This window comes from Rhizobium sp. B21/90 (assembly GCF_019355815.1).
Lineage (GTDB): Bacteria > Pseudomonadota > Alphaproteobacteria > Rhizobiales > Rhizobiaceae > Rhizobium > Rhizobium rhododendri.
Map to the genome: position 1 here is coordinate 1108190 of NZ_CP072162.1, position 18296 is coordinate 1126485.

19 protein-coding genes are annotated in these 18296 nt (G+C 61.5%); 9 read left to right on the forward strand and 10 right to left on the reverse strand.

The annotated features are described in order from the left end of the window. Positions 1 to 7 precede the first annotated feature (7 nt). Both J5278_RS05280 and J5278_RS05285 read right to left on the reverse strand, forming a co-directional pair. Positions 8 to 1201 carry a DUF459 domain-containing protein gene (locus J5278_RS05280; protein WP_247749176.1) on the reverse strand — a complete coding sequence of 398 codons (1194 nt, stop codon included), beginning with the start codon at positions 1199 to 1201 and terminating at the stop codon, positions 8 to 10. 64 nt (positions 1202 to 1265) lie between these two features. Further along, the gene (locus J5278_RS05285) at positions 1266 to 2489 is read right to left on the reverse strand and encodes a lytic murein transglycosylase (protein WP_209184883.1); all 1224 of its coding nucleotides are present in this window, start codon (positions 2487 to 2489) and stop codon (positions 1266 to 1268) included. Between the two features lie 199 nt (positions 2490 to 2688). Between J5278_RS05285 and galU the strand changes: the two genes are divergently transcribed. Then, positions 2689 to 3576, forward strand: coding sequence for a UTP--glucose-1-phosphate uridylyltransferase GalU (gene galU, locus J5278_RS05290; protein WP_142830588.1), 888 nt, complete (start codon positions 2689 to 2691; stop codon positions 3574 to 3576). Positions 3577 to 3629: 53 nt separating this feature from the next. On the opposite strand, the gene J5278_RS05295 is transcribed toward galU, so the two are convergent. After that, a complete protein-coding gene (locus J5278_RS05295; RefSeq protein WP_209184880.1) occupies positions 3630 to 5150 on the reverse strand; it encodes an outer membrane beta-barrel protein in 1521 nt (506 codons plus the stop codon). A gap of 152 nt (positions 5151 to 5302) precedes the next feature. Here J5278_RS05295 and J5278_RS05300 point away from each other — a divergent pair, with 152 nt between their 5' ends. Then, a complete protein-coding gene (locus J5278_RS05300) occupies positions 5303 to 6298 on the forward strand; it encodes an SIS domain-containing protein (protein WP_209184879.1) in 996 nt (331 codons plus the stop codon). On the opposite strand, the gene J5278_RS05305 is transcribed toward J5278_RS05300, so the two are convergent. Next, positions 6299 to 6757 carry an NfeD family protein gene (locus tag J5278_RS05305; protein ID WP_209184878.1) on the reverse strand — a complete coding sequence of 153 codons (459 nt, stop codon included), beginning with the start codon at positions 6755 to 6757 and terminating at the stop codon, positions 6299 to 6301. A 3-nt stretch (positions 6758 to 6760) separates the two neighbouring features. Further along, the gene (locus J5278_RS05310) at positions 6761 to 7786 is read right to left on the reverse strand and encodes an SPFH domain-containing protein (protein ID WP_142830799.1); all 1026 of its coding nucleotides are present in this window, start codon (positions 7784 to 7786) and stop codon (positions 6761 to 6763) included. A gap of 190 nt (positions 7787 to 7976) precedes the next feature. Between J5278_RS05310 and queC the strand changes: the two genes are divergently transcribed. From queC to queE, 3 genes are read left to right on the forward strand one after another with little or no spacing between them, the layout of a single operon-like run. Further along, the gene (gene queC / locus J5278_RS05315) at positions 7977 to 8684 is read left to right on the forward strand and encodes a 7-cyano-7-deazaguanine synthase QueC (RefSeq protein WP_209184877.1); all 708 of its coding nucleotides are present in this window, start codon (positions 7977 to 7979) and stop codon (positions 8682 to 8684) included. A gap of 2 nt (positions 8685 to 8686) precedes the next feature. After that, the gene (gene queD, locus J5278_RS05320) at positions 8687 to 9043 is read left to right on the forward strand and encodes a 6-carboxytetrahydropterin synthase QueD (protein ID WP_142830598.1); all 357 of its coding nucleotides are present in this window, start codon (positions 8687 to 8689) and stop codon (positions 9041 to 9043) included. Next, complete coding sequence (gene queE / locus J5278_RS05325; protein WP_209184876.1) at positions 9040 to 9777, forward strand: 7-carboxy-7-deazaguanine synthase QueE; 738 nt, start codon at positions 9040 to 9042, stop codon at positions 9775 to 9777. The genes queD and queE overlap by 4 nt, the downstream gene beginning before the upstream one ends. A gap of 18 nt (positions 9778 to 9795) precedes the next feature. On the opposite strand, the gene J5278_RS05330 is transcribed toward queE, so the two are convergent. Then, complete coding sequence (locus J5278_RS05330; protein ID WP_209184875.1) at positions 9796 to 10167, reverse strand: DoxX family protein; 372 nt, start codon at positions 10165 to 10167, stop codon at positions 9796 to 9798. A gap of 100 nt (positions 10168 to 10267) precedes the next feature. Between J5278_RS05330 and J5278_RS05335 the strand changes: the two genes are divergently transcribed. Next, complete coding sequence (locus J5278_RS05335) at positions 10268 to 11170, forward strand: LysR family transcriptional regulator (RefSeq protein WP_209184874.1); 903 nt, start codon at positions 10268 to 10270, stop codon at positions 11168 to 11170. A gap of 85 nt (positions 11171 to 11255) precedes the next feature. Here J5278_RS05335 and hemH read toward each other — a convergent pair whose 3' ends face one another. The 4 genes from hemH to J5278_RS05355 all read right to left on the reverse strand — a co-directional run bounded on the left by hemH (position 11256) and on the right by J5278_RS05355 (position 16566). Further along, the gene (hemH, locus tag J5278_RS05340; RefSeq protein WP_209184873.1) at positions 11256 to 12290 is read right to left on the reverse strand and encodes a ferrochelatase; all 1035 of its coding nucleotides are present in this window, start codon (positions 12288 to 12290) and stop codon (positions 11256 to 11258) included. Between the two features lie 125 nt (positions 12291 to 12415). Then, entirely contained in the window at positions 12416 to 14428 is a 2013-nt protein-coding gene (locus J5278_RS05345; RefSeq protein ID WP_209184872.1) for a 5'-nucleotidase C-terminal domain-containing protein, read from the reverse strand. Between the two features lie 213 nt (positions 14429 to 14641). Then, positions 14642 to 16081 (reverse strand): pyruvate kinase, encoded by a 1440-nt coding sequence (gene pyk / locus J5278_RS05350; protein ID WP_111222341.1) that lies wholly within the window; start codon positions 16079 to 16081, stop codon positions 14642 to 14644. Then, positions 16081 to 16566 carry a DUF1036 domain-containing protein gene (locus J5278_RS05355; RefSeq protein ID WP_111222342.1) on the reverse strand — a complete coding sequence of 162 codons (486 nt, stop codon included), beginning with the start codon at positions 16564 to 16566 and terminating at the stop codon, positions 16081 to 16083. The genes pyk and J5278_RS05355 overlap by 1 nt, the downstream gene beginning before the upstream one ends. A gap of 198 nt (positions 16567 to 16764) precedes the next feature. Here J5278_RS05355 and J5278_RS05360 point away from each other — a divergent pair, with 198 nt between their 5' ends. The 3 genes from J5278_RS05360 (at position 16765) to J5278_RS05370 (ending at position 18295) form a co-directional block, all read left to right on the forward strand. Continuing rightward, complete coding sequence (locus J5278_RS05360; RefSeq protein ID WP_209187570.1) at positions 16765 to 17559, forward strand: N-formylglutamate amidohydrolase; 795 nt, start codon at positions 16765 to 16767, stop codon at positions 17557 to 17559. A 9-nt stretch (positions 17560 to 17568) separates the two neighbouring features. Continuing rightward, a complete protein-coding gene (locus J5278_RS05365; RefSeq protein WP_209184870.1) occupies positions 17569 to 17874 on the forward strand; it encodes a DUF1244 domain-containing protein in 306 nt (101 codons plus the stop codon). A gap of 166 nt (positions 17875 to 18040) precedes the next feature. Beyond that, entirely contained in the window at positions 18041 to 18295 is a 255-nt protein-coding gene (locus tag J5278_RS05370) for a DUF2312 domain-containing protein (protein ID WP_111222345.1), read from the forward strand. Position 18296: the final 1 nt, after the last annotated feature.

Genomic DNA, 18296 nt, shown 5'->3' on the forward strand with positions numbered 1-18296 from the left:
GACGGAGTCAGGGCTTTGTCGCGTCCGGCAACCTGTAATCGTCGACGCGGCCTGCAGGCGCGGGGGCGATTTCGCCTTTCTCGACGAGCAGGTCGCGGGGCGATGGCGGGCCAGATGTGGACGGGCCCGCATTTCCGAGAAGCACCGATCCGCCATCGAGCTCGGGATCGGAAAGGCTGATGGGAGGGGTGCGGGTTTCCGGCGCAGCCGTTTCCTTCTCGGGCATCGTAGCCGGATTGATCGTCGTATCGGTGTCGAGGCGCACGATATCGGGGCTTGCCTGATCTCCGAGCAGCCTGCGGATCGGCTTTTCGGCGTAGAAGGCCATCTTGCGCCGGCCGGCATCGGTCATATTGACGCCATCGGCAGTGCGCAGGCGCACCTGCTGGCCGTTGATGTCGGAGCCGGTGACGATGAACTTGCCGTCTTCATCGGTAAAACCACCCCAGAGATCGACGAACTCGCCGCCTGTGCTTTCCACCTGGCTCTGGTAGATCTGGTTAAGCCTGACGACATCGGCGGTCATGTCGTCGGAACCAAAAGGTGGCAGGCCAACCCAGATGAGCGGGATATGCCGCGTGGCAACGAGCTTTGCAAAGGCCTGCACCCGTTCCTCATAGGCCAGCAACCAGGTATCGCTGCCGAATTTCTCGTTGAGGCCAGGGGCAATCATCTGCTGGCGATCGTTTGCGCCGATGGTGACGACGACGACGGCCGGCTTCAAGGCATCCAGCATCTTGGGCAGTTGCGCCTGCCAATCGTAGTAATCGGTACGCACCAGGCCGGAGGCGATATTGCCGCGTGTCTGGATGGCCACGCCAGGGGAGGCGGAAAATGCGTCCCGTAGGCCGTCGCCGAGGCCCGTGGCAAGAAAGTCGCCGACCACGAGCACGGTCTTTGCGGAGTCGAGCTTGGCGGTCGGCTGCGGTGTGTCGGGCTTTGCGGTCGTTGCTTTCGTGACTGGCGCTGCGGTCCTTTTCGGCGGCCGAGGCTGGCGGCGGGGTGGTGAGGGATACTCGTCATACCGGGGCTGGCGTTCTGGCGGAGCTTGCCGGCCAAAGAGCAAATCCATGAGCGTACGGCGCTCATAGCGTTGCTGGGCGCCTGCCGGAATAACCGTGACAAGCACAAGGCAGCCCGCCGCGAACGCCGCAACAAGCAGCCTCGCGGCTTTTCCGGCCGTCTTCAGCGATTGAATCATCCGGGATCGCATCCTGCTCGTCTCCGGGATATTGGCCGACATTGGCCGAACGGCACGGCGGGTGCTATCGGCGCAATGCCTTCAACAATTCCATCGACGGTTCGCCATCGGCGCCGAGCCCCAGCCGGCCTTGGACTGCCGCGATGGCTGCCTTCGAACCGGAACCGAAATTGCCGTCGACGATACCATCGTAATAACCGAGCGATTTCAGCCGCGTCTGGAGTTCGAACTTCTCCTTGACGTCGAGGGCGCCGGATGGCCGGGGCCAGGATTGGCGCATGCCGCCATAGCCGGCGATCTCGTCAGCCAGCATGCCAACGGCGATGGCGTAGCTGTCGGCGGCGTTGTAGCGCTTGATGGTGAAGAAGTTGTTGGTCATCAGGAAGCCCGGACCGTTGGCGCCGCCCGGCATTTTCAGCTGGGCACGATCGGTCGCGAGGCGAAACGCCTTGCCGTCCGGCCTTGTGAAACCGAGCGCCGCCCATTCCTTCAGCGTATGGGTCTTGCCGGCCTGGGCGCTGCCGCCCTTGGGAACGACGACCTCGTAGCCCCATGTCTTGCCCGTCTGCCAGCCATTCTTCATCAGCAGGTTTGCCGATGTCGCGAGGGCGTCGGGGACGGAATGCCAGATGTCTCGGCGGCCGTTGCCGTCTTCGTCGACGGCGTAGAGAAGGTAGCTCGTCGGAATGAACTGCGTGTGACCCATGGCACCGGCCCAGGAGCCCGTCAGGTTATCCGGCGATACTTCGCCCCTCTGCAGGATCTTCAGCGCGGCAATCAGCTGCGTGCGGGCATATTTGGCCCGCTTGCGGTCGGCGTAGGCAAGGGTCGCCAGGGCGCGGGGCACGTAATGCAGCCGCTCATCCTTCTCCAGAACTGCGCCGTAATTGGATTCCATCGACCAGATGGCGAGGAGAATGTTTCGGTCTACGCCATATTGCTTTTCGATCGTGCGCAACGTCGTCCCGTATTTGGACGCCATTTTTCGACCGACCTCAACGGTATAGGGGTTGACGCGGGAGTCCATATAGTCCCAAATTTGCGTCGTGAACTCGGCTTGAGAGCCGGCTTTTTCCAGCACGGTCGGATCCGGGTCGTTCACACCGGCGAAGGCCCTCTGATAGGTCGCCTTGCTGATGCCGCTTTTCTCGGCTGTGTCGTAAAAGCCGGTAATCCACTTCCGGAACCCTGTGTCTGCAAAGGCGTTATGGGGCGCTAGCCCCGCAAAAACGCCAAGCGCAACCGCGAGGGAGAGACTAGAAAAGGAGTGTTTGCGAGCTTGGGTCATAGAAGCCGTGTCCGTCATCATGATGGCTCGTAACGGCACTGCGCCGCATAGGCCAAGCTTAAGTTTAGACAAACAAAGTCAACAAAATCTTTACCATGCAACGAGGCCGCGGTCATCTTTCGCCAAATCGTAGCAATTTTAAATTAGCGATGGCTTCGTTTGCCTGATCAACTACGGGCGGATCGCCCAGGAGGTACGTGTGGGACTGCATAAGAAAGTACGTAAGGCTGTGTTTCCGGTCGCTGGCCTTGGAACGCGGTTTCTGCCGGCAACAAAGGCAGTACCGAAGGAAATGCTGACGGTCGTCGACAAGCCGGTCATCCAGTACGTCGTAGACGAGGCGATGGAAGCCGGCATCGAGCATTTTGTCTTCGTCACCGGACGCAGCAAGCACGTCATTGAAGACTATTTCGACATCCAGTTCGAACTCGAGCAGACGCTGCGCCAGCGTAACAAGAAGGCCGAGTTGACGCTGCTCAACAACCTTCTGCCGATTGCCGGCACGGCCAGCTTTACCCGCCAGCAGGAGCCGCTCGGCCTCGGTCACGCGGTCTGGTGTGCGCGTGAAATCGTCGGCGACGAGCCGTTTGCGCTGTTGCTGCCTGACATGGTCATGCAATCCGATGTCGGCTGCATGAAAAGCATGATCGAACTCTACGAGCAGAGCGGCGGCAACGTCATCGGCGTCGAGGAATGCGCGCCGGACCAGACCCATAAATACGGCATCGTCGGCGTCGGCGAAAGCATCGGCAACGGCTTCCGGGTGACCGAAATGGTCGAGAAGCCGCCGCAGGGTTCTGCCCCGTCGAACTTCTTCATCAACGGCCGATACATCCTCCAGCCTGAGATTTTCCACATCCTCGAGCATCAGGAGCGCGGCTCCGGCAACGAGATCCAGCTGACCGACGGTATGCTGAAGCTTGCCAAGCAGCAGGATTTCGCTGGCTACCACTTCAAGGGTGAAACCTACGACTGCGGCGCCAAGGATGGCTTCATCCTCGCCAACGTCGCCTTCGCCCTGTCGCGTGCCGATATCCGTCCGACTGTGGAAGACGGTTTCAAGGCGCTGCTCGCAGCCCTGAAGTAACGACCAAGCGCTGCTCGCCTTTCGGGGCGGGCGGCTCCCTTTTCCGAGCGTTTCTAACGCTTTACCGTCAGACCCAGGCCCGCGCGGAATTGACGCGTATCGTCGCCAGAGTTCTGGGTCGTCAGTTCGTAGCCGATATTGCTGGTCATATCGAGGTAGCGATTTATTCCCCACGTCAAGCCCAGGGCGGCATCGTAGACCTGCTGGTCCCTGGTGGTGCTGCCATCCGTATAATTGCGCCACGTAGTTCCGCCGGTAATCTTGCCGGTGACAGTGTCGCGGATCTGATGGGCTACCGTGCTGGTTAGCTGATAGGCGACATAGCCGCTCTCGCCGGCGGTGGTCGAAGGCTGCACCGTTGTCGCAAAGCCAAGGCTGACATCCGTGCCTCGTTGCGGCGACCAGGCGATGTTGCCATCCACGGTCGGCGAATCGATTGACGCAAGCCGCGCGTCGTCGAAGCCGGTATGCTGGTAGCCTATCCCGAGTTCGCCCCTCAGCTTTTCGCCAAGATCGAGCTGTACGCCAGCCTTTGCGCCATAGCTGCTGTTCGAGCGTTCATAGCCGGCGCTGTCGCGCTCGTCGTCATAGAGCGCCTTGCCAACCTGGACCTCGAGAAACGGGATGAGGGCCGGAGACAGCTCATAGCCGATCCGACCGCGCCATGTGCCAGCCGTCTGGTTGCGATCGCTGAGCGACACCAGCGTGCCATCCGCCAGAGTAGCATCCGAATAGACGGTGCGGGCGAGGGTCACTGCGGTCGTGCCGCGCAGCAGGCCGAAATCACGCTCTATCGACGCGCCGAGATCGTACTCGTTGACGTTGGATTGCTTTGTCGCGCCGCTGAGTGCGTTCGGATCGTCAGTGTCTTCCCGGAAGAACTTGTATCCGCCTGTCAGGTGGGCCGTGGTCTGCTCGGCAAGATCGAGGCGCAGGTCGGCGCCGAGATTGATGCTTGGCTGCTCCTCGCCGGTGCCGCTGACATTGCGCTGCCAGATGCCGTTGCCGGTGATCGTCAGCTGGTGGCGATCCCAGTCCGATGTCAGCGTGTTCTCGAAGTCCGACTGCAGGTAGGTTCGGTGATCGTTGGTGCCGCCGCCCTTGTTGGTCTCAACATTGTAGGACTGGTTCACCGACGGTCGGAGCGTGAAGGTGCCGAGCTTTATGCCGAGTTGCTGGTCGTCGGTTGGTCTTGCCTTGGAGCGCAGGCTATTCAGGTCGCTGCCGCGCATGTTCACGCGGCCGATGTCGTCGTCGAGGATCGACCCCGTCCTGAGTATGTCGGGAGCGTCGAAGACCAGCCTGGGATTGGGCCGGGCATCGGCGTCGGTCGTCCTGGCGTCCGGTGTCGTAGCCGTTGCGGTTGCTGTTGCGGTGCCGGCCGTATCCGTCGTTGGGGTAACGGGCGCATTCGGATCGACAGCAACCGGCGTCGTGGCGGTGGCAGGCTGGTTCACGGCCTGCGCGGCTGACTGCATCGGCGCCATCAACAGGCCGCAACCGAGCACCGCCGTGACGGCATATGCCGTCACGCTGCGCGAGTGGTCAGCCGCCTTGTCTTTGCCAATTGCCATGCTATCCCGTGCCCGGAAGCTCGAAGTCGTTAACCCACCGTAAAGGCATGTGGTTAACGCTTCGTTGCGAAAGGCCGGCATCGGTGTCGGCACCGGGTCTTAGCCAGCTTTCTCGCATGGACAGATTTGGCAAAAAGCGCTAACCCGTAGCCATGAACAAGCGAGCTTTCAATCCGGTCGAGAACGGCGCAATCCAATCGGCGATGCGGACGATCGAAACCGAAAGACGGGGCCTCGAGGCGCTGGAGCGTGCCTTGGCCGATGGACTGGCGGAGCCGTTCTCACGCGCCGTGGCGCTGATCGGCGATATCACCGGCCGTGTCATCGTTACCGGTGTCGGCAAGAGCGGGCATGTCGGTGTCAAGCTGGCGGCGACGCTGGCCTCGACGGGGACACCGGCCTTTTTTGTGCATTCTGCCGAAGCCAATCACGGCGATCTCGGCATGATTGCCCATGACGATGTGATCATTGCCATGTCGTGGGGCGGCGAGACCGCCGAGCTCAAGGGCATCCTCAACTATTGCCGTCGCTTTTCGGTGCCGTTGATCGCCATCACCTCCGGCGCCACGTCCTCGCTCGGCCGTGAAGCCGATGTGGTGCTGCTGCTGCCGAAGGAGCAGGAGGCCTGCCCACATGGCCTGGCGCCGACGACATCGACGTTGCTGCAACTAGCCATAGGCGATGCCCTGGCTGTGGCTCTGATGGAAGCGCGGGGCTTTACCGCCAGCGACTTTCACGTCTTCCATCCCGGTGGCAAGCTGGGTGCAAGCCTGACCCACGTTGCCGATATCATGCACACCGGCGAGCGTGTGCCGCTCGTGCCGCAAGGTACGCCGCTGCCCCAGGCGATCAGCACGCTGTCAAAGATGCGCTTCGGTTGCGTAGGCGTTCTCGATGCTGACGGACGGCTCTGCGGTATCGTCACAGACGGCGACATCGCGCGCAATCTGGGCCGGAGCCTCGCCGAGCTCAATGTCGATGATATCATGACCATCGACCCGAAGACGGTGCGGGCAACGACGCTCGCGACAGGCGCGATGGCAGTTCTCAACAACAACAATATCTCGGCATTGCTGGTCGTCGACGAAGACCGCCGGCCTATCGGGCTGGTGCATTTCCACGATCTGTTGCGGATCGGGGTTGCCTGATCAGGCAGGCTCCACCGTCAACTGCCGGCCGTCGCTGCCGATGACCTTGACGCGGGTTCCTGCGGGCAGGTCGGGGCCGATGACCTTCCAGTAGGTATCGTCGAGATTAACGCGTCCGCGCCCTTCGACGATGGGTTCGTTGAGGACCGTGGTGCGGCCGACAAGACCGGCGCTGCGCTGGTTGAGAAACGGCTCATCGGTTTCATGCCTGTTGCGATAGACATACCGTCGTCCGAGTAGCGCTGCGCCGACTGCGAGAGCAGCAAACAGCAGCATCTGCAGCTGCCAGCTCCAGATGCGCTCCTCCCACAGGCCAAGCGACAGGGCGCCGACAACGATTGCGGCAAGTCCGATCCAGACGAGAAACACGCCGGGAACGAGAAGCTCCGCCGCCAGTAGCGCCAGCCCGAGCACCCACCAGCTCCAGGGTCCGAGCTGGACGACCAGATCGCTCAGCATGCGTCAGGTCTCCCGCGGCGGGTTCAGAGGATTGACCAGCGGCGTGGTGCGTGCCGGCGTGGAGCGCGGTCGAGGCGCTTGCTCGACAGCGGGTCGGCTGCTCGGTGCTTCGCCGCCGAACACTTCGCGGGCGATAGCGCCGATACCGCCGAGCGAGCCCAGAATGGAGGATGCCTCCATCGGCATCAGCACGATCTTCGAATTCGAGGCAGAGCCGATTGCCGTCAGGGCCTCGGTGTATTTCTGGGCGACGAAGTAGTTGATCGCCTGCACGTCGCCGGCAGCGATCGCCTGCGAGACGACAAGCGTCGCCTTGGCTTCGGCCTCGGCCAGGCGTTCCCGGGCCTCGGCATTGCGATAGGCGGCCTCGCGCTGGCCCTCCGCTTGCAGGATGGCGGCCTGCTTGGCGCCTTCGGCGCGCAGGATCTGGGCGTTTCGCGAGCCTTCGGCCTCCAGCACCTGGGCACGCTTTTCGCGCTCGGCCTTCATCTGCCGGCCCATGGCGTCGACGAGATCACGGGGTGGCTGGATATCCTTGATCTCGACGCGGGTTACCTTGATGCCCCAGGGGCCGACGGCCTCGTCGACGACGCGCAGCAGCTTGTCGTTGATGATCTCGCGGTTGGACAGCAGTTCGTCGAGGTCCATCGAGCCCATGACAGAGCGGATGTTGGTCATCGTCAGGTTGAGAATGGCGTTTTCGAGGTTGGACACCTGGTAGGCGGCCTGGGCGGCATTCAGCACCTGGTAGAAGCATACGGCATCGGCTGAGACGCTGGCATTGTCCTTGGTGATGACCTCCTGCGTCGGTACGGCCAGCACCTGCTCCATGACATTCATCCGGGTGCCGATGCGCTCGATAAACGGCAGGATCAGGTTCAACCCCGGCTCCAGCGTGCGCGTGTAGCGGCCGAACCGCTCGATGGTGTAGCGATAGCCCTGCGGCACCGTCTTGATGCCGGCAAACAGAACCAGCACGACAAGCACCACGATCGCAATTACAACGATATCAAATCCACCCAGCATTATTTTTCCCATCCCTGTTCCACGGCAGCATAGCCCAGCCGATGGTGGAAGCACACCCGTTGCCGACGAAGTTGCGACAAACGATTTGTCGCAGGTCGCAAAAAAGCCGTTTCCAGCTGCGGATGTTTGCCCTAGAGAACGCCCATTGAACTAACCGGTCGCAGCCTACCCGGTAAAAACAAGGACACCTGTTATGAAAACCATCGTCGTCTGCTCCGGCGGACTGGATTCCGTTTCGCTTGCCTACAGAACAGCCGCAGAGGGATCGCTCCTCGGACTGCTATCCTTCGACTACGGTCAAAGACACCGCAAGGAACTCGATTTTGCCGCCGCCTGCGCCCAGCGCCTCGGCGTCTGGCATGAAATCATCGACATCAGCGGCATCGGCCGCCACCTCACTGGCTCGGCTCTCACCGACAATATCGCGGTGCCGGACGGCCATTATGCCGAGGAAACGATGAAATCCACCATCGTTCCCAATCGCAATGCCATCATGCTGGCGATTGCCTTCGGCGTCGCCGCAGCCCGCAAGGCCGATGCAGTCGCGGTCGCCGTCCATGGCGGCGATCACTTCATCTATCCGGATTGCCGGCCGGGCTTCATCGACAGTTTCCAGCGGATGCAGGCGGAGGCGCTCGACGGCTATGCAGACGTGGCGCTGCTGGCGCCCTACGTCACGGTGTCCAAGGCCGATATCGTCATAGATGGCGTGAAGCATGGCACGCCGTTCGTCGAAACATGGTCGTGCTACAAGGGCGGCGAGCGCCATTGCGGTCGTTGCGGCACCTGCGTCGAGCGGCGCGAAGCCTTTTCCATCGCCGGCGTCGTCGATCCAACCGATTACGAGGATGCAGACTTCTGGGTTGCCGCCACGGGCTCCTTCCGGGCGACGGAGGTGTAGCCGTGTTTCGCATTACCAAGGAATTTCATTTCTCGGCATCGCATCAACTGACGCGGCTGCCTGCCGATCACCAATGTGCGCGCCTGCATGGCCACAACTATATCGTCGTCGTCGAGCTCTCGTCGCCCGATCTCAACGAAGACGGTTTCGTGCGCGATTATCATGAACTGGCCCCGCTCAAGCGCTACATCGACGAGACCTTTGACCATCGGCATCTCAACGATGTGCTGGGCCATGACGCGGTCACATCTGAATATCTGGCGAAGCACTTCTTTGACTGGTGCCGGGCGGTCTTGCCGGAAACATCGGCAGTCAGGGTGAGTGAGACGCCGAAGACCTGGGCGGAATACCGGCCATGAGACCGGAAACCGAGACACCCATCCGCATCAGCGAGATCTTCGGGCCGACGATCCAAGGGGAGGGCGTGCTGATCGGCCTGCCCACCGTCTTCGTGCGCACCGGCGGCTGCGATTATCGCTGTACGTGGTGCGACAGCCTGCATGCGGTGGACAGCGCCTTTCGCGACACGTGGGCGCCGATGTCCGTGGATGAAATCTGGCAGGAGGTGACGCGACTGTCCGGACATCGCCCGCTCACCGTGTCGCTGTCGGGCGGCAATCCCGCCATCCAGCCGCTGGCGCCGCTGATCGTTCGTGGACATGGCGAAGGCTATCGCTTCGCACTGGAGACCCAGGGATCGATCGCCAGGCCCTGGTTCAGCGATCTCGACGTGCTGGTGCTCAGCCCGAAGCCACCCTCGAGCGGCATGGATACGGATTGGGATGCCTTGCAGCACTGTCTGGATGCAGCCGGCGGTCGGCCTGAGACGGTGCTGAAATTCGTTGTCTTCGACGACGCGGACTATGCCTATGCCCGGGATGCGGCAGCGCAACATCCGCATCTGCCGGTCTACCTTCAGCCCGGCAATCATACGCCTCCGAAGGGAACCGAGGAAAATGCCGTCATCGATCTCGACGGCATTACCGACAGGATGCTGTGGCTTATCGACCGGGTGACCGAGGACGGCTGGTTTGCCGCCCGCGTCTTGCCGCAGTTGCACGTCACCCTCTGGGGAAACCGGCGCGGCGTCTAGTTGCCGCGCGGGTAGAGCTTAGGCAGTGGTCCGGCGCTGCAGGTAGATCAGCAGGGCGATGACTGCGCCGATGACGATCGTGTGGACCCAGTCCATGTGCAGGACCGCGATCTGCGCGACGAAAGCGCCGGCATCGACGAGCAAAAGCAGCAGGGCTCCCAGGATGGATGTGCGGGGAACGAGCACGGCGATGGCGCCGATCAGTTCGAGGCCGCCTGTCAGGAAGCGAAACCACTGGCCGAGGCCGACCTGTTCGAATTCCGCAACCATCATCGGCTGCGATGTCAGCTTCATCGTTGCTGCCGCGAGGAACATCAACGCCACGAGGACGCGCAAGACCCAGATCGAGATCGTCAGGATTCGAGGTGAGTTTAGAGTGGTGGTGTTCATATTATCTGCTCCAGATGAGATTGGCGCCCACCGTAAACGCTTCTGACTGTATGAGAAGCGATGGATTGATGATACGAACTATCTCTAACGGAGATAGATGATGATTGGGTCCCTGACGCTCGACCAGTTGACTGTGCTTGTGACGATCGCGGATACGGGGAGCTTCTCCTCGGCTGGAAGGAAGCTGCGACGCGTCCAGTCTGCGATCAGCAATACGGTCCGGACGCTGGAAACCACACAGCAGGTGCTCCTGTTCGACCGATCCGGCCGTTCGCCCCGGTTGACGGAAGCGGGGCGTGTGCTGGTTGCGCAGGCGCGGCAGGTTCTGCGACAGGCGGAGCTGTTCGAAAGAACGGCAGGCGCCATTGCCGGGGGTCTTGAGCCGGAACTGACGATCGCCATCGACAGCATGACGCCTACCGGCCCTGTGCTGCGGACCCTGTCGAAGCTGCAGTCGACATTTCCCGATCTTCCCGTGACGCTCTTCACCGAAAGTATCTGGGCGGCAGAACGACGCGTGCGGGATGGGTCGGCGATGATTTCGCTGTGTGGGCTTTTTCCGACAGCCGGACAGGATCTCGAGGCGCACGTCCTGACGAAGATCACCCTCGTTCCCGTCGTCGCTCCATCGCACCCGCTTGCAACGGAAAGTAGGGAGATAACCCGGGAGACCCTGGCCGACTACGTACAACTCATCCTGACCGATCCGCACGCGCCGGATGGGCCGAGCCATGGCGTCGTCAGCGCCCGTTTCTGGCGGTTCGTGGACATGCTTCGCCGACTGGAGTTTCTTTTGGCAGGCTTTGGGTGGTGCTCGATGCCGCTGCATCTGGTCGAACATCATTTGCAGGACGGCTCTCTCGTCCGGCTCGATGTCAAGGATTCCAGCGTTCTTCCTGTTTCAATCCCGATCTATGCTGTCCGCAATCGAAACCGACCACTCGGCAATGCGGCGAGATGGTTGCTCAACGAGTTGGTCGAAGATTTCAGGCGGTGTAGCTAGTCATCGAGCCAACGCCTGCCGATCCACAGCAATAAGATGGACCGACAGGGCGTCTCCTGAGCATGGACTTGGCCTCTTGCGAGCCTCAGGCCCAGCCCTGCAGTTCACGACGGATGACCTTTTCCAGCACGGCGACGCCGCCTGGGCTGTCGTTCAGGCATGGAATGTGGGAGAATTTTTCGCCGCCGGCGTGATGGAATATCTCCATTGCCTCTCCGGCGATTTCTTCCAGTGTCTCCAGACAATCCGAGACGAAGCCTGGGTTCATGACGGCAATGCGCTTGACGCCTTCCTTAGCCAGCCGCTCGACGGTCTTGTCGGTATAGGGCTGCAGCCATTCCTCCGGACCGAAGCGCGACTGGAAGGTGATCATCAGCTTTTCCTTGGAGAATCCGAGCCGTTCGCGCAGCAACCGGGCGGTCTTCATGCAGGCGCAGTGGTAGGGATCGCCCTTTTTGAAATAAGACATAGGGATGCCGTGGAACGACGTAATGATGATCTCCGGCTCCCAGTCGAGCGTCGCCAGATGGTTGGTCACCGAATTGGCCAGAGCCTCGATATAGGCGGGGTCATCGTGGTAGGGCGGCACGGTGCGCAGTGCCGGCTGCCAGCGCATCTTCAGCAGCGTCTCGAAAGCCTTGTCATTGACGGTCGCCGTCGTTGCCGCGGCGTATTGCGGATAGAGCGGAAAAAGCAGGATGCGGTCGCAGCCGGCAGCTTTCAGTGCGTCGATGCGGGATGCGATCGATGGCTGGCCATAGCGCATTCCCCAGTCGACGGTGACGTTGGGCAAGTCCTTCAGCGCTTCGGTGAGGCGGGTTGCCTGGTTGCGTGTGTAGGTGCGCAGGTAGCTCTCGTTCAGATCCTTGTTCCAGATCTGCTCGTAGGCCTTGCCGACCTTGCCGGGGCGCGTGTTGAGAACGATGCCGTAGAGGATGGGATACCAGAGGAAGCGCGACCATTCGATGACGCGCTTGTCGCTCAAGAACTCGCGCAGATAACGGCGCATCGATTTGTAATCGGTGCCATCGGGTGTGCCGAGGTTGACAATCAGGACGCCGACCTTGCCGATCGATACTGGCGGGTGGCCTGGCGGGAGGGCGGAAACGTCTATCGTCATGGCAAATGTCCGTTCATTTCAAAAATTGTTACCCGTTCTACGCAGTGCCGGCGGATCGGTTCAAACGTCGTAGAAACAAACCGGTCCGGAAAATCCGGACCGGTAGTTGGCGATGGCCTGATGCATTATTTGGCCGGAACCTGCAGTTCGCGGCCGACCAAGAGGCGACGCGGGCTCGCATGGCGGTTTGCGGCGGCGAGCTTTTTCCAGTCGGCGCCATCGCCGTAAAACGTCTGGGCCAGATCCCAGAGCGTATCGCCGGCGGCAATCACGTGGGTCGTCGGAAGCTTCGGTTTGGCGCTTGGCTCTGCAGCAACCGGCGGGTTCGCAGCCGGCGCCGGTGCCGGTGCCGGAGCCGGAGCTGGCGGTGTCGGTGAAGCCGCTGTGGTGGTCGACACTGCAGGCGGCGGAGTGATCGGCGCGGGTGTCGGCGTGGTTGCCACCGTCGGCTTTTCAGCCGGCTTCTCGCCAGAGGGAGCGATCTGAGTGTCTGTCGGCTTGACCACGTCCGGCTGGGCGCTGGGCGAGGCGGCGGCCACCTGCGTAACGCGGCCGTCGAGGTAAGGCTTGTAGGGATTATGGGCCGCCAGGTAGTCGGCAACGACCTGCTCGAGATCGGGACCGAAGTCGTAGGCATTCTGGCCCTTTGTCGAGAACACCGTGTAGCCGTCACCGCCGGAGCGCATGTAGTTGTTGGAGACGACGCCGTAGGTCTTCTTCGGATCGAGCAGCACGTAGCGATCGCCCTCCATGACTTCGACCGACACGACGCGGCTGCCCGGGGGCTTGGTCTTGTCGAAGGTGTATTTGATGCCCGACACCTGCGGAAAGCGGCCGGCCCCGTCGGCGATCTGGCTAAGGCCGTTTTCCAGTGCTGCGACAACGTCCGCGCCTGTCAGCTGGAATGTGGCGACAGTGTTCTGGAAGGGCAGCACGGTGAGGACATCGCCCATGGTCAGATTGCCCGAAGGCATGGAGGCCCGGAGGCCACCGCCGTTCTGGATGGCGATGCTCATTCCTTGCGCCTTGGTGCGGTCGAGCATCGCATCGGCGACGAGATTGCCCATCGAGCATTCCTGCGCCCGGCAGACTTCGCGAGCGCCCTCGATCGGGCCTTCGGACTTGCCAATGACCTTCTTGCGCACCTCGGCGATCGGCTTTGCCAACTCCTGGACCCGGGCCAGCATGGCCGGATCAGGGGTCACCGAGGAATCGAGCAGGATGGGGTCGCCCTTGGCTTCCTTGACGACGCCGTTGTCATCGAAGGTGATGACGATGTCGCCGAGATATCGGCTGTAGGAGGCGGCGGTGACGACCGGGACCTTGTAGCCGCCGGGATTGTCGACCATGGTCGGGTAGGGGCCTTCCGCCTTCGGGTCGATGTTCGACAGCAGCGTGTGCGAATGGCCACCGACGACGACGTCGACGCCGGGGATCTTGGCAATCGCGTCCAGGTCCCTGTGGTAGCCGACATGGGTGAGCGCGACGATCTTGTTGACGCCCTGCGACTTCAATAGGTCGACTTCGGCGTTGATCGCCTGGGCGTCATCGGTGATCTTGACGTGCGGCCCGGGCGAGGCAAGGGCAGGCGTATCCGTGGTGACGACGCCGACGATGCCGATCTTCTGTCCGCCGACATCCAGCACGATTGATTTCTTGATGCGCTCGCCGAGTTTCGATTCCGAATCGGTTAGCACGTTGGCGCCGAGTACCGGGAACTGGACCTTGTCGAGGAACGGCGCCAGTGCGCTTTCGCCATCGTCGAATTCATGGTTGCCGACGGTCATCGCGTCGAACTTCATGGCATTCAGCAGTTCCACCTCTGCCTGGCCCTTGTAGGTCGTGTAGAAAAGCGAGCCCTGGAAATTGTCGCCGGCATCGAGAAGGATGACGTTCTGGCCTTCGAGCGCCTTGCGGCGCAGGTCGATTTCCGTCTTCAGCCGGGCTGCGCCGCCGAAGCATTCGTTCTTGCTCTCTTCATCTGCCGAGCAGGTGGCGTCGAATTTGTTGATCGACTCGTCGCGGGAGTGGAAGTCGTTGATGTGCAGAATATTGAGCTGATAGTCGGCAAAGGCCGTGCCGGCGCTGAGCGCCACTACCGCAATGGTCAAAAGACCGAACCTGGCGGTTTTCCTCATCTCTCTCTCCTGTTTGGCAAAGTCGCGCTGCGGCGCAGCCCCCGCCGTCTCTCCTAGAGCCTCTTCGTGGCAGTCGTACAATGATGGTGTTCTGGCTTCGGTGCAACCCGTGACGGCTCCGGTGCAGCCTTGAAAGTCGGCGGGGCGCAGCCATAAAAAAAGCCCGCCGCCTTTTTGCAAGGCAGCGGGCTCGTCATTATCGGAGGCTATCGATCAGATGCCGCCCTGACCGTCCGAGCCGATATAGGCCAGACGCAGCATGTTGGTGGCGCCCGGTGTTCCGAGCGGAACGCCGGCCGAGATGATCACGCGGTCGCCGGGCTTGCCGAAATCTTCAGCAACGACGATGCGGCATGCGCGGTTGACCATGTCGTCGAGGTCGGTCGCATCGTGGGTGACGACGCAATGCAGGCCCCAGACGACGGAGAGGCGGCGGGCTGTCTGGACGCTCGGCGAGAGCGCCAGGATCGGCACGTTCGGGCGCTCGCGCGAGGTGCGCAGACCTGTGCCGCCGGACGATGTGTAGCAGACGATGGCTGTCAGCTTCAGCGTTTCCGCAATCTGGCGGGCGGCCAGTGATATGGCGTCGGCGCCTGTTGCCTCAGGCTGAGGGCGCTGGGCGTAAATGATGCCAGGATAATGAGGCTCGCGCTCGATGGTGCGGGCAATCGACGCCATGGTGGCGACGGCTTCGATGGGATAATCGCCGGAGGCAGATTCGGCCGACAGCATGACGGCATCGGCGCCTTCAAAGACGGCGGTGGCAACGTCCGACACTTCGGCGCGGGTCGGGACAGGAGCCGAAATCATCGATTCCAGCATCTGCGTGGCGACGACGACCGGCTTGCCGGCCTTGCGGCAGGCGCGGATGAGCTGCTTCTGGATACCGGGAACGGCTTCGAGCGGCATTTCGACGCCAAGGTCGCCGCGGGCAACCATCAGGGCGTCGGAGAGTTCGATGATCTCGTCGATCCGCTCCATGGCCTGCGGCTTTTCGATCTTCGACATCAGGCCAACGCGGCCCTGGGCGATCTCGCGGACTTCCGTGAGGTCTTCCGGGCGCTGGATGAACGACAGGGCAACCCAGTCGACGTCGTTGACTGCGAGAACGGCGTCGAGATCGGCGCGGTCCTTGTCGGTAAGCACGCCTGCCGTCAGCAGGGTATCGGGAAGGCTGACGCCCTTGCGGTCGGAAATGGTGGTGCCGGAAATGACCTTGGTGACGATCGTCTTGCCATCGCATGTTTCAGCGCGCAGGTGCAACTTACCATCGTCGATCAGCAGGCGGTCTCCGGCCTTCACCGATTCCAGAATTTCCGGATGCGGCAGGAAGACGCGCTTGTTGTCGCCGGGCGTATCGTTGCCGTCGAGCGTGAAGGTCTGGCCTGGGACGAGCGTGACCTTGGTGTCGGCGAATTTTCCGACGCGCAGCTTTGGTCCCTGCAAGTCGGCGAGAATGCCGATCGGCCGGCCACAGCGGGCTTCGACGGCGCGGATGCGAGACACCAGCGTGCGCATCATCTCATGGCTGGAATGGCTCATGTTGATGCGGAACAGATCGGCGCCTGCTTCATGGAGCTTCTGGATCATCGCTTCGTCAGAAGAAGCGGGACCGAGTGTGGCGAGGATTTTGACGTTTCTATTGCGTTTCATCAATTCTGGCTTTCTTGGCTTCCCGGGGTGTCGGACAACTGAACCATCCAGCTCGCCTGCCTCCCCGTGTCGTATTCCTTGAATCCCATTTTCTGGTGACCGCGTGCGTAGCAGTCCTTGACGCCCTCGATCTTGAACTCGTTTTCAGCCACGCACATTTCCACATCGCCAGTCCAGCGGCCACCACGGGCAGCGTCCTCGGCGTAGAGATAATAATAACGTGACTGCAACGGACCTTCGATCAGAGTGGCGCATGTGGTGGCTGGGACCTGCCACCATCCTTCCGTCACCCAACCCTGCTTTGCACGGTAGCCGATGGCTACGCCGACCAGGTTTTGCGTGCCGTTGCAGACGCGGAAATCCGCAAGTGCAACATTCGGCAGGATAAACGGCGAGGCTGCGGCCAGGGCAAAAAGGGCGAGCTTGACGAGCGGATTTGACCGCTTAACGAAACTGGGCGCGACTTGGCTGGACACTGCTTCCAATGGGCTCCATGATTATTCGTTCTCCCGTCTTCTTGCGCTGCCATCCCCGGAATGTCAACGCAATGCTAATCGATTATATTCGTTCACGCCATTGTCATCGGCAACCCCAAACCCGCCACTATATCATGCAAACCTTGCACCTCGGCGTCGTGCATGCGATCAAGCAGCGGACCGAAATGAGGCTGGCAGCACCCGCGCATGCATGACTTCGACGCTTTCGAAATCCTAGACGGCAATCGTGACAGGGGCATGGTGATCCTCGGCGATCACGCCATGAACAGGCTGCCGCCACATTATAATCAGCTCGGATTGCCGGCCGCTGCTTTCGAGCGGCATATCGCCTATGACATCGGCGTAGAGGATTTGTGCCGGAGGCTGTCGCGCATGCTAGGCGTGCCCGCCGTGCTCAGCGGTTTTTCGCGATTGCTGATCGATCCCAATCGCGGCGAAGACGATCCGACGCTGATCATGAAAATCTCAGATGGCGCGATCATCCCCGGCAACCACCCGATTTCGGACGCCGAATGGATGAACCGCATTGCCACCTATCACCGTCCCTATCACGATGCCGTGGCAGAGGTGATCGCCAGTGTGGCGGCTGAAAGCGGGAAGGCACCGCTGGTGTTGTCGCTTCATTCCTATACGCCCGCCTGGAAGGGCGTGCCGCGGCCTTGGCATGCGGCGGTCCTCTGGGACACCGACGATCGCGCCGTCCTGCCGCTGTTGTCCATGCTCCGCGCCGGAGGTCTGGTTGTCGGAGACAACGAACCCTATGACGGTGCGCTGCGCGGCGATACGCTCTATCGGCACTGCATGGTGACCGGCATTCCGCACACTCTGCTGGAGGTGCGCCAGGACCTGATCGGCGATGCTGAAGGCGTTGCAGCCTGGGCCGATCGGCTGGCACCGATCTTTGCGGCCATGAATGCCGATCCTGCCTTGCACGAGTACAAGGTGTTTCCGTCACGCACAGGCCCCTATCCAACGGTTTAAGGAGACAAAATGACCGAACTCAGCAAGGAACAGCAGACCGAGTTCGAAGCTGCCGCCTTTCGCAGGCTGGTCGCTCATCTCGCCGAGCGCAGCGACGTCCAGAACATCGACCTGATGAACCTTGCCGGTTTCTGCCGCAACTGCCTGTCGCGCTGGTATGGCGAGGCGGCCAATGAGCGCGGCGTGCCGCTCAGCAAGGAAGAGTCGCGCGAAATCATATATGGCATGCCCTACGGAGAGTGGCAGAGCCTCCACCAGATAGAAGCGACGCCTGTGCAAAAAGCCGCTTTTGAAACCAGCAAGCCAAAAGAATAGGTCAACCTTTAGCAAATCGGCTTGACCTCCAGCGCCGTTCGCGGCACGTCATCCCGCGATCAAGCCACCCGTCCGTCCCACACGCGGCGCCTGCCGTCGACACGGCTGTCGGCCAGCTGCTTGCGTTTAACGGCCCGCATCATCTGTCTAGCGAGGAAAGAAATCCATGAGTGAAGTAATGGGCGCAGAGCCGGTCGCGGCCGCCGAACTGAAGCAGTTCATCGAACGCATCGAGCGTCTGGAAGAAGAAAAAGCAGCGATCAGCGGCGATATCAAGGATGTCATGGGCGAAGCCAAGGGCCGCGGTTACGACACCAAGGCCATCCGCACCATCATCCGCCTGCGCAAGAAAGACGCCAACGAGCGCATGGAAGAAGAAACCATCCTGCAGACCTACATGGCCGCACTCGGCATGGAATAGC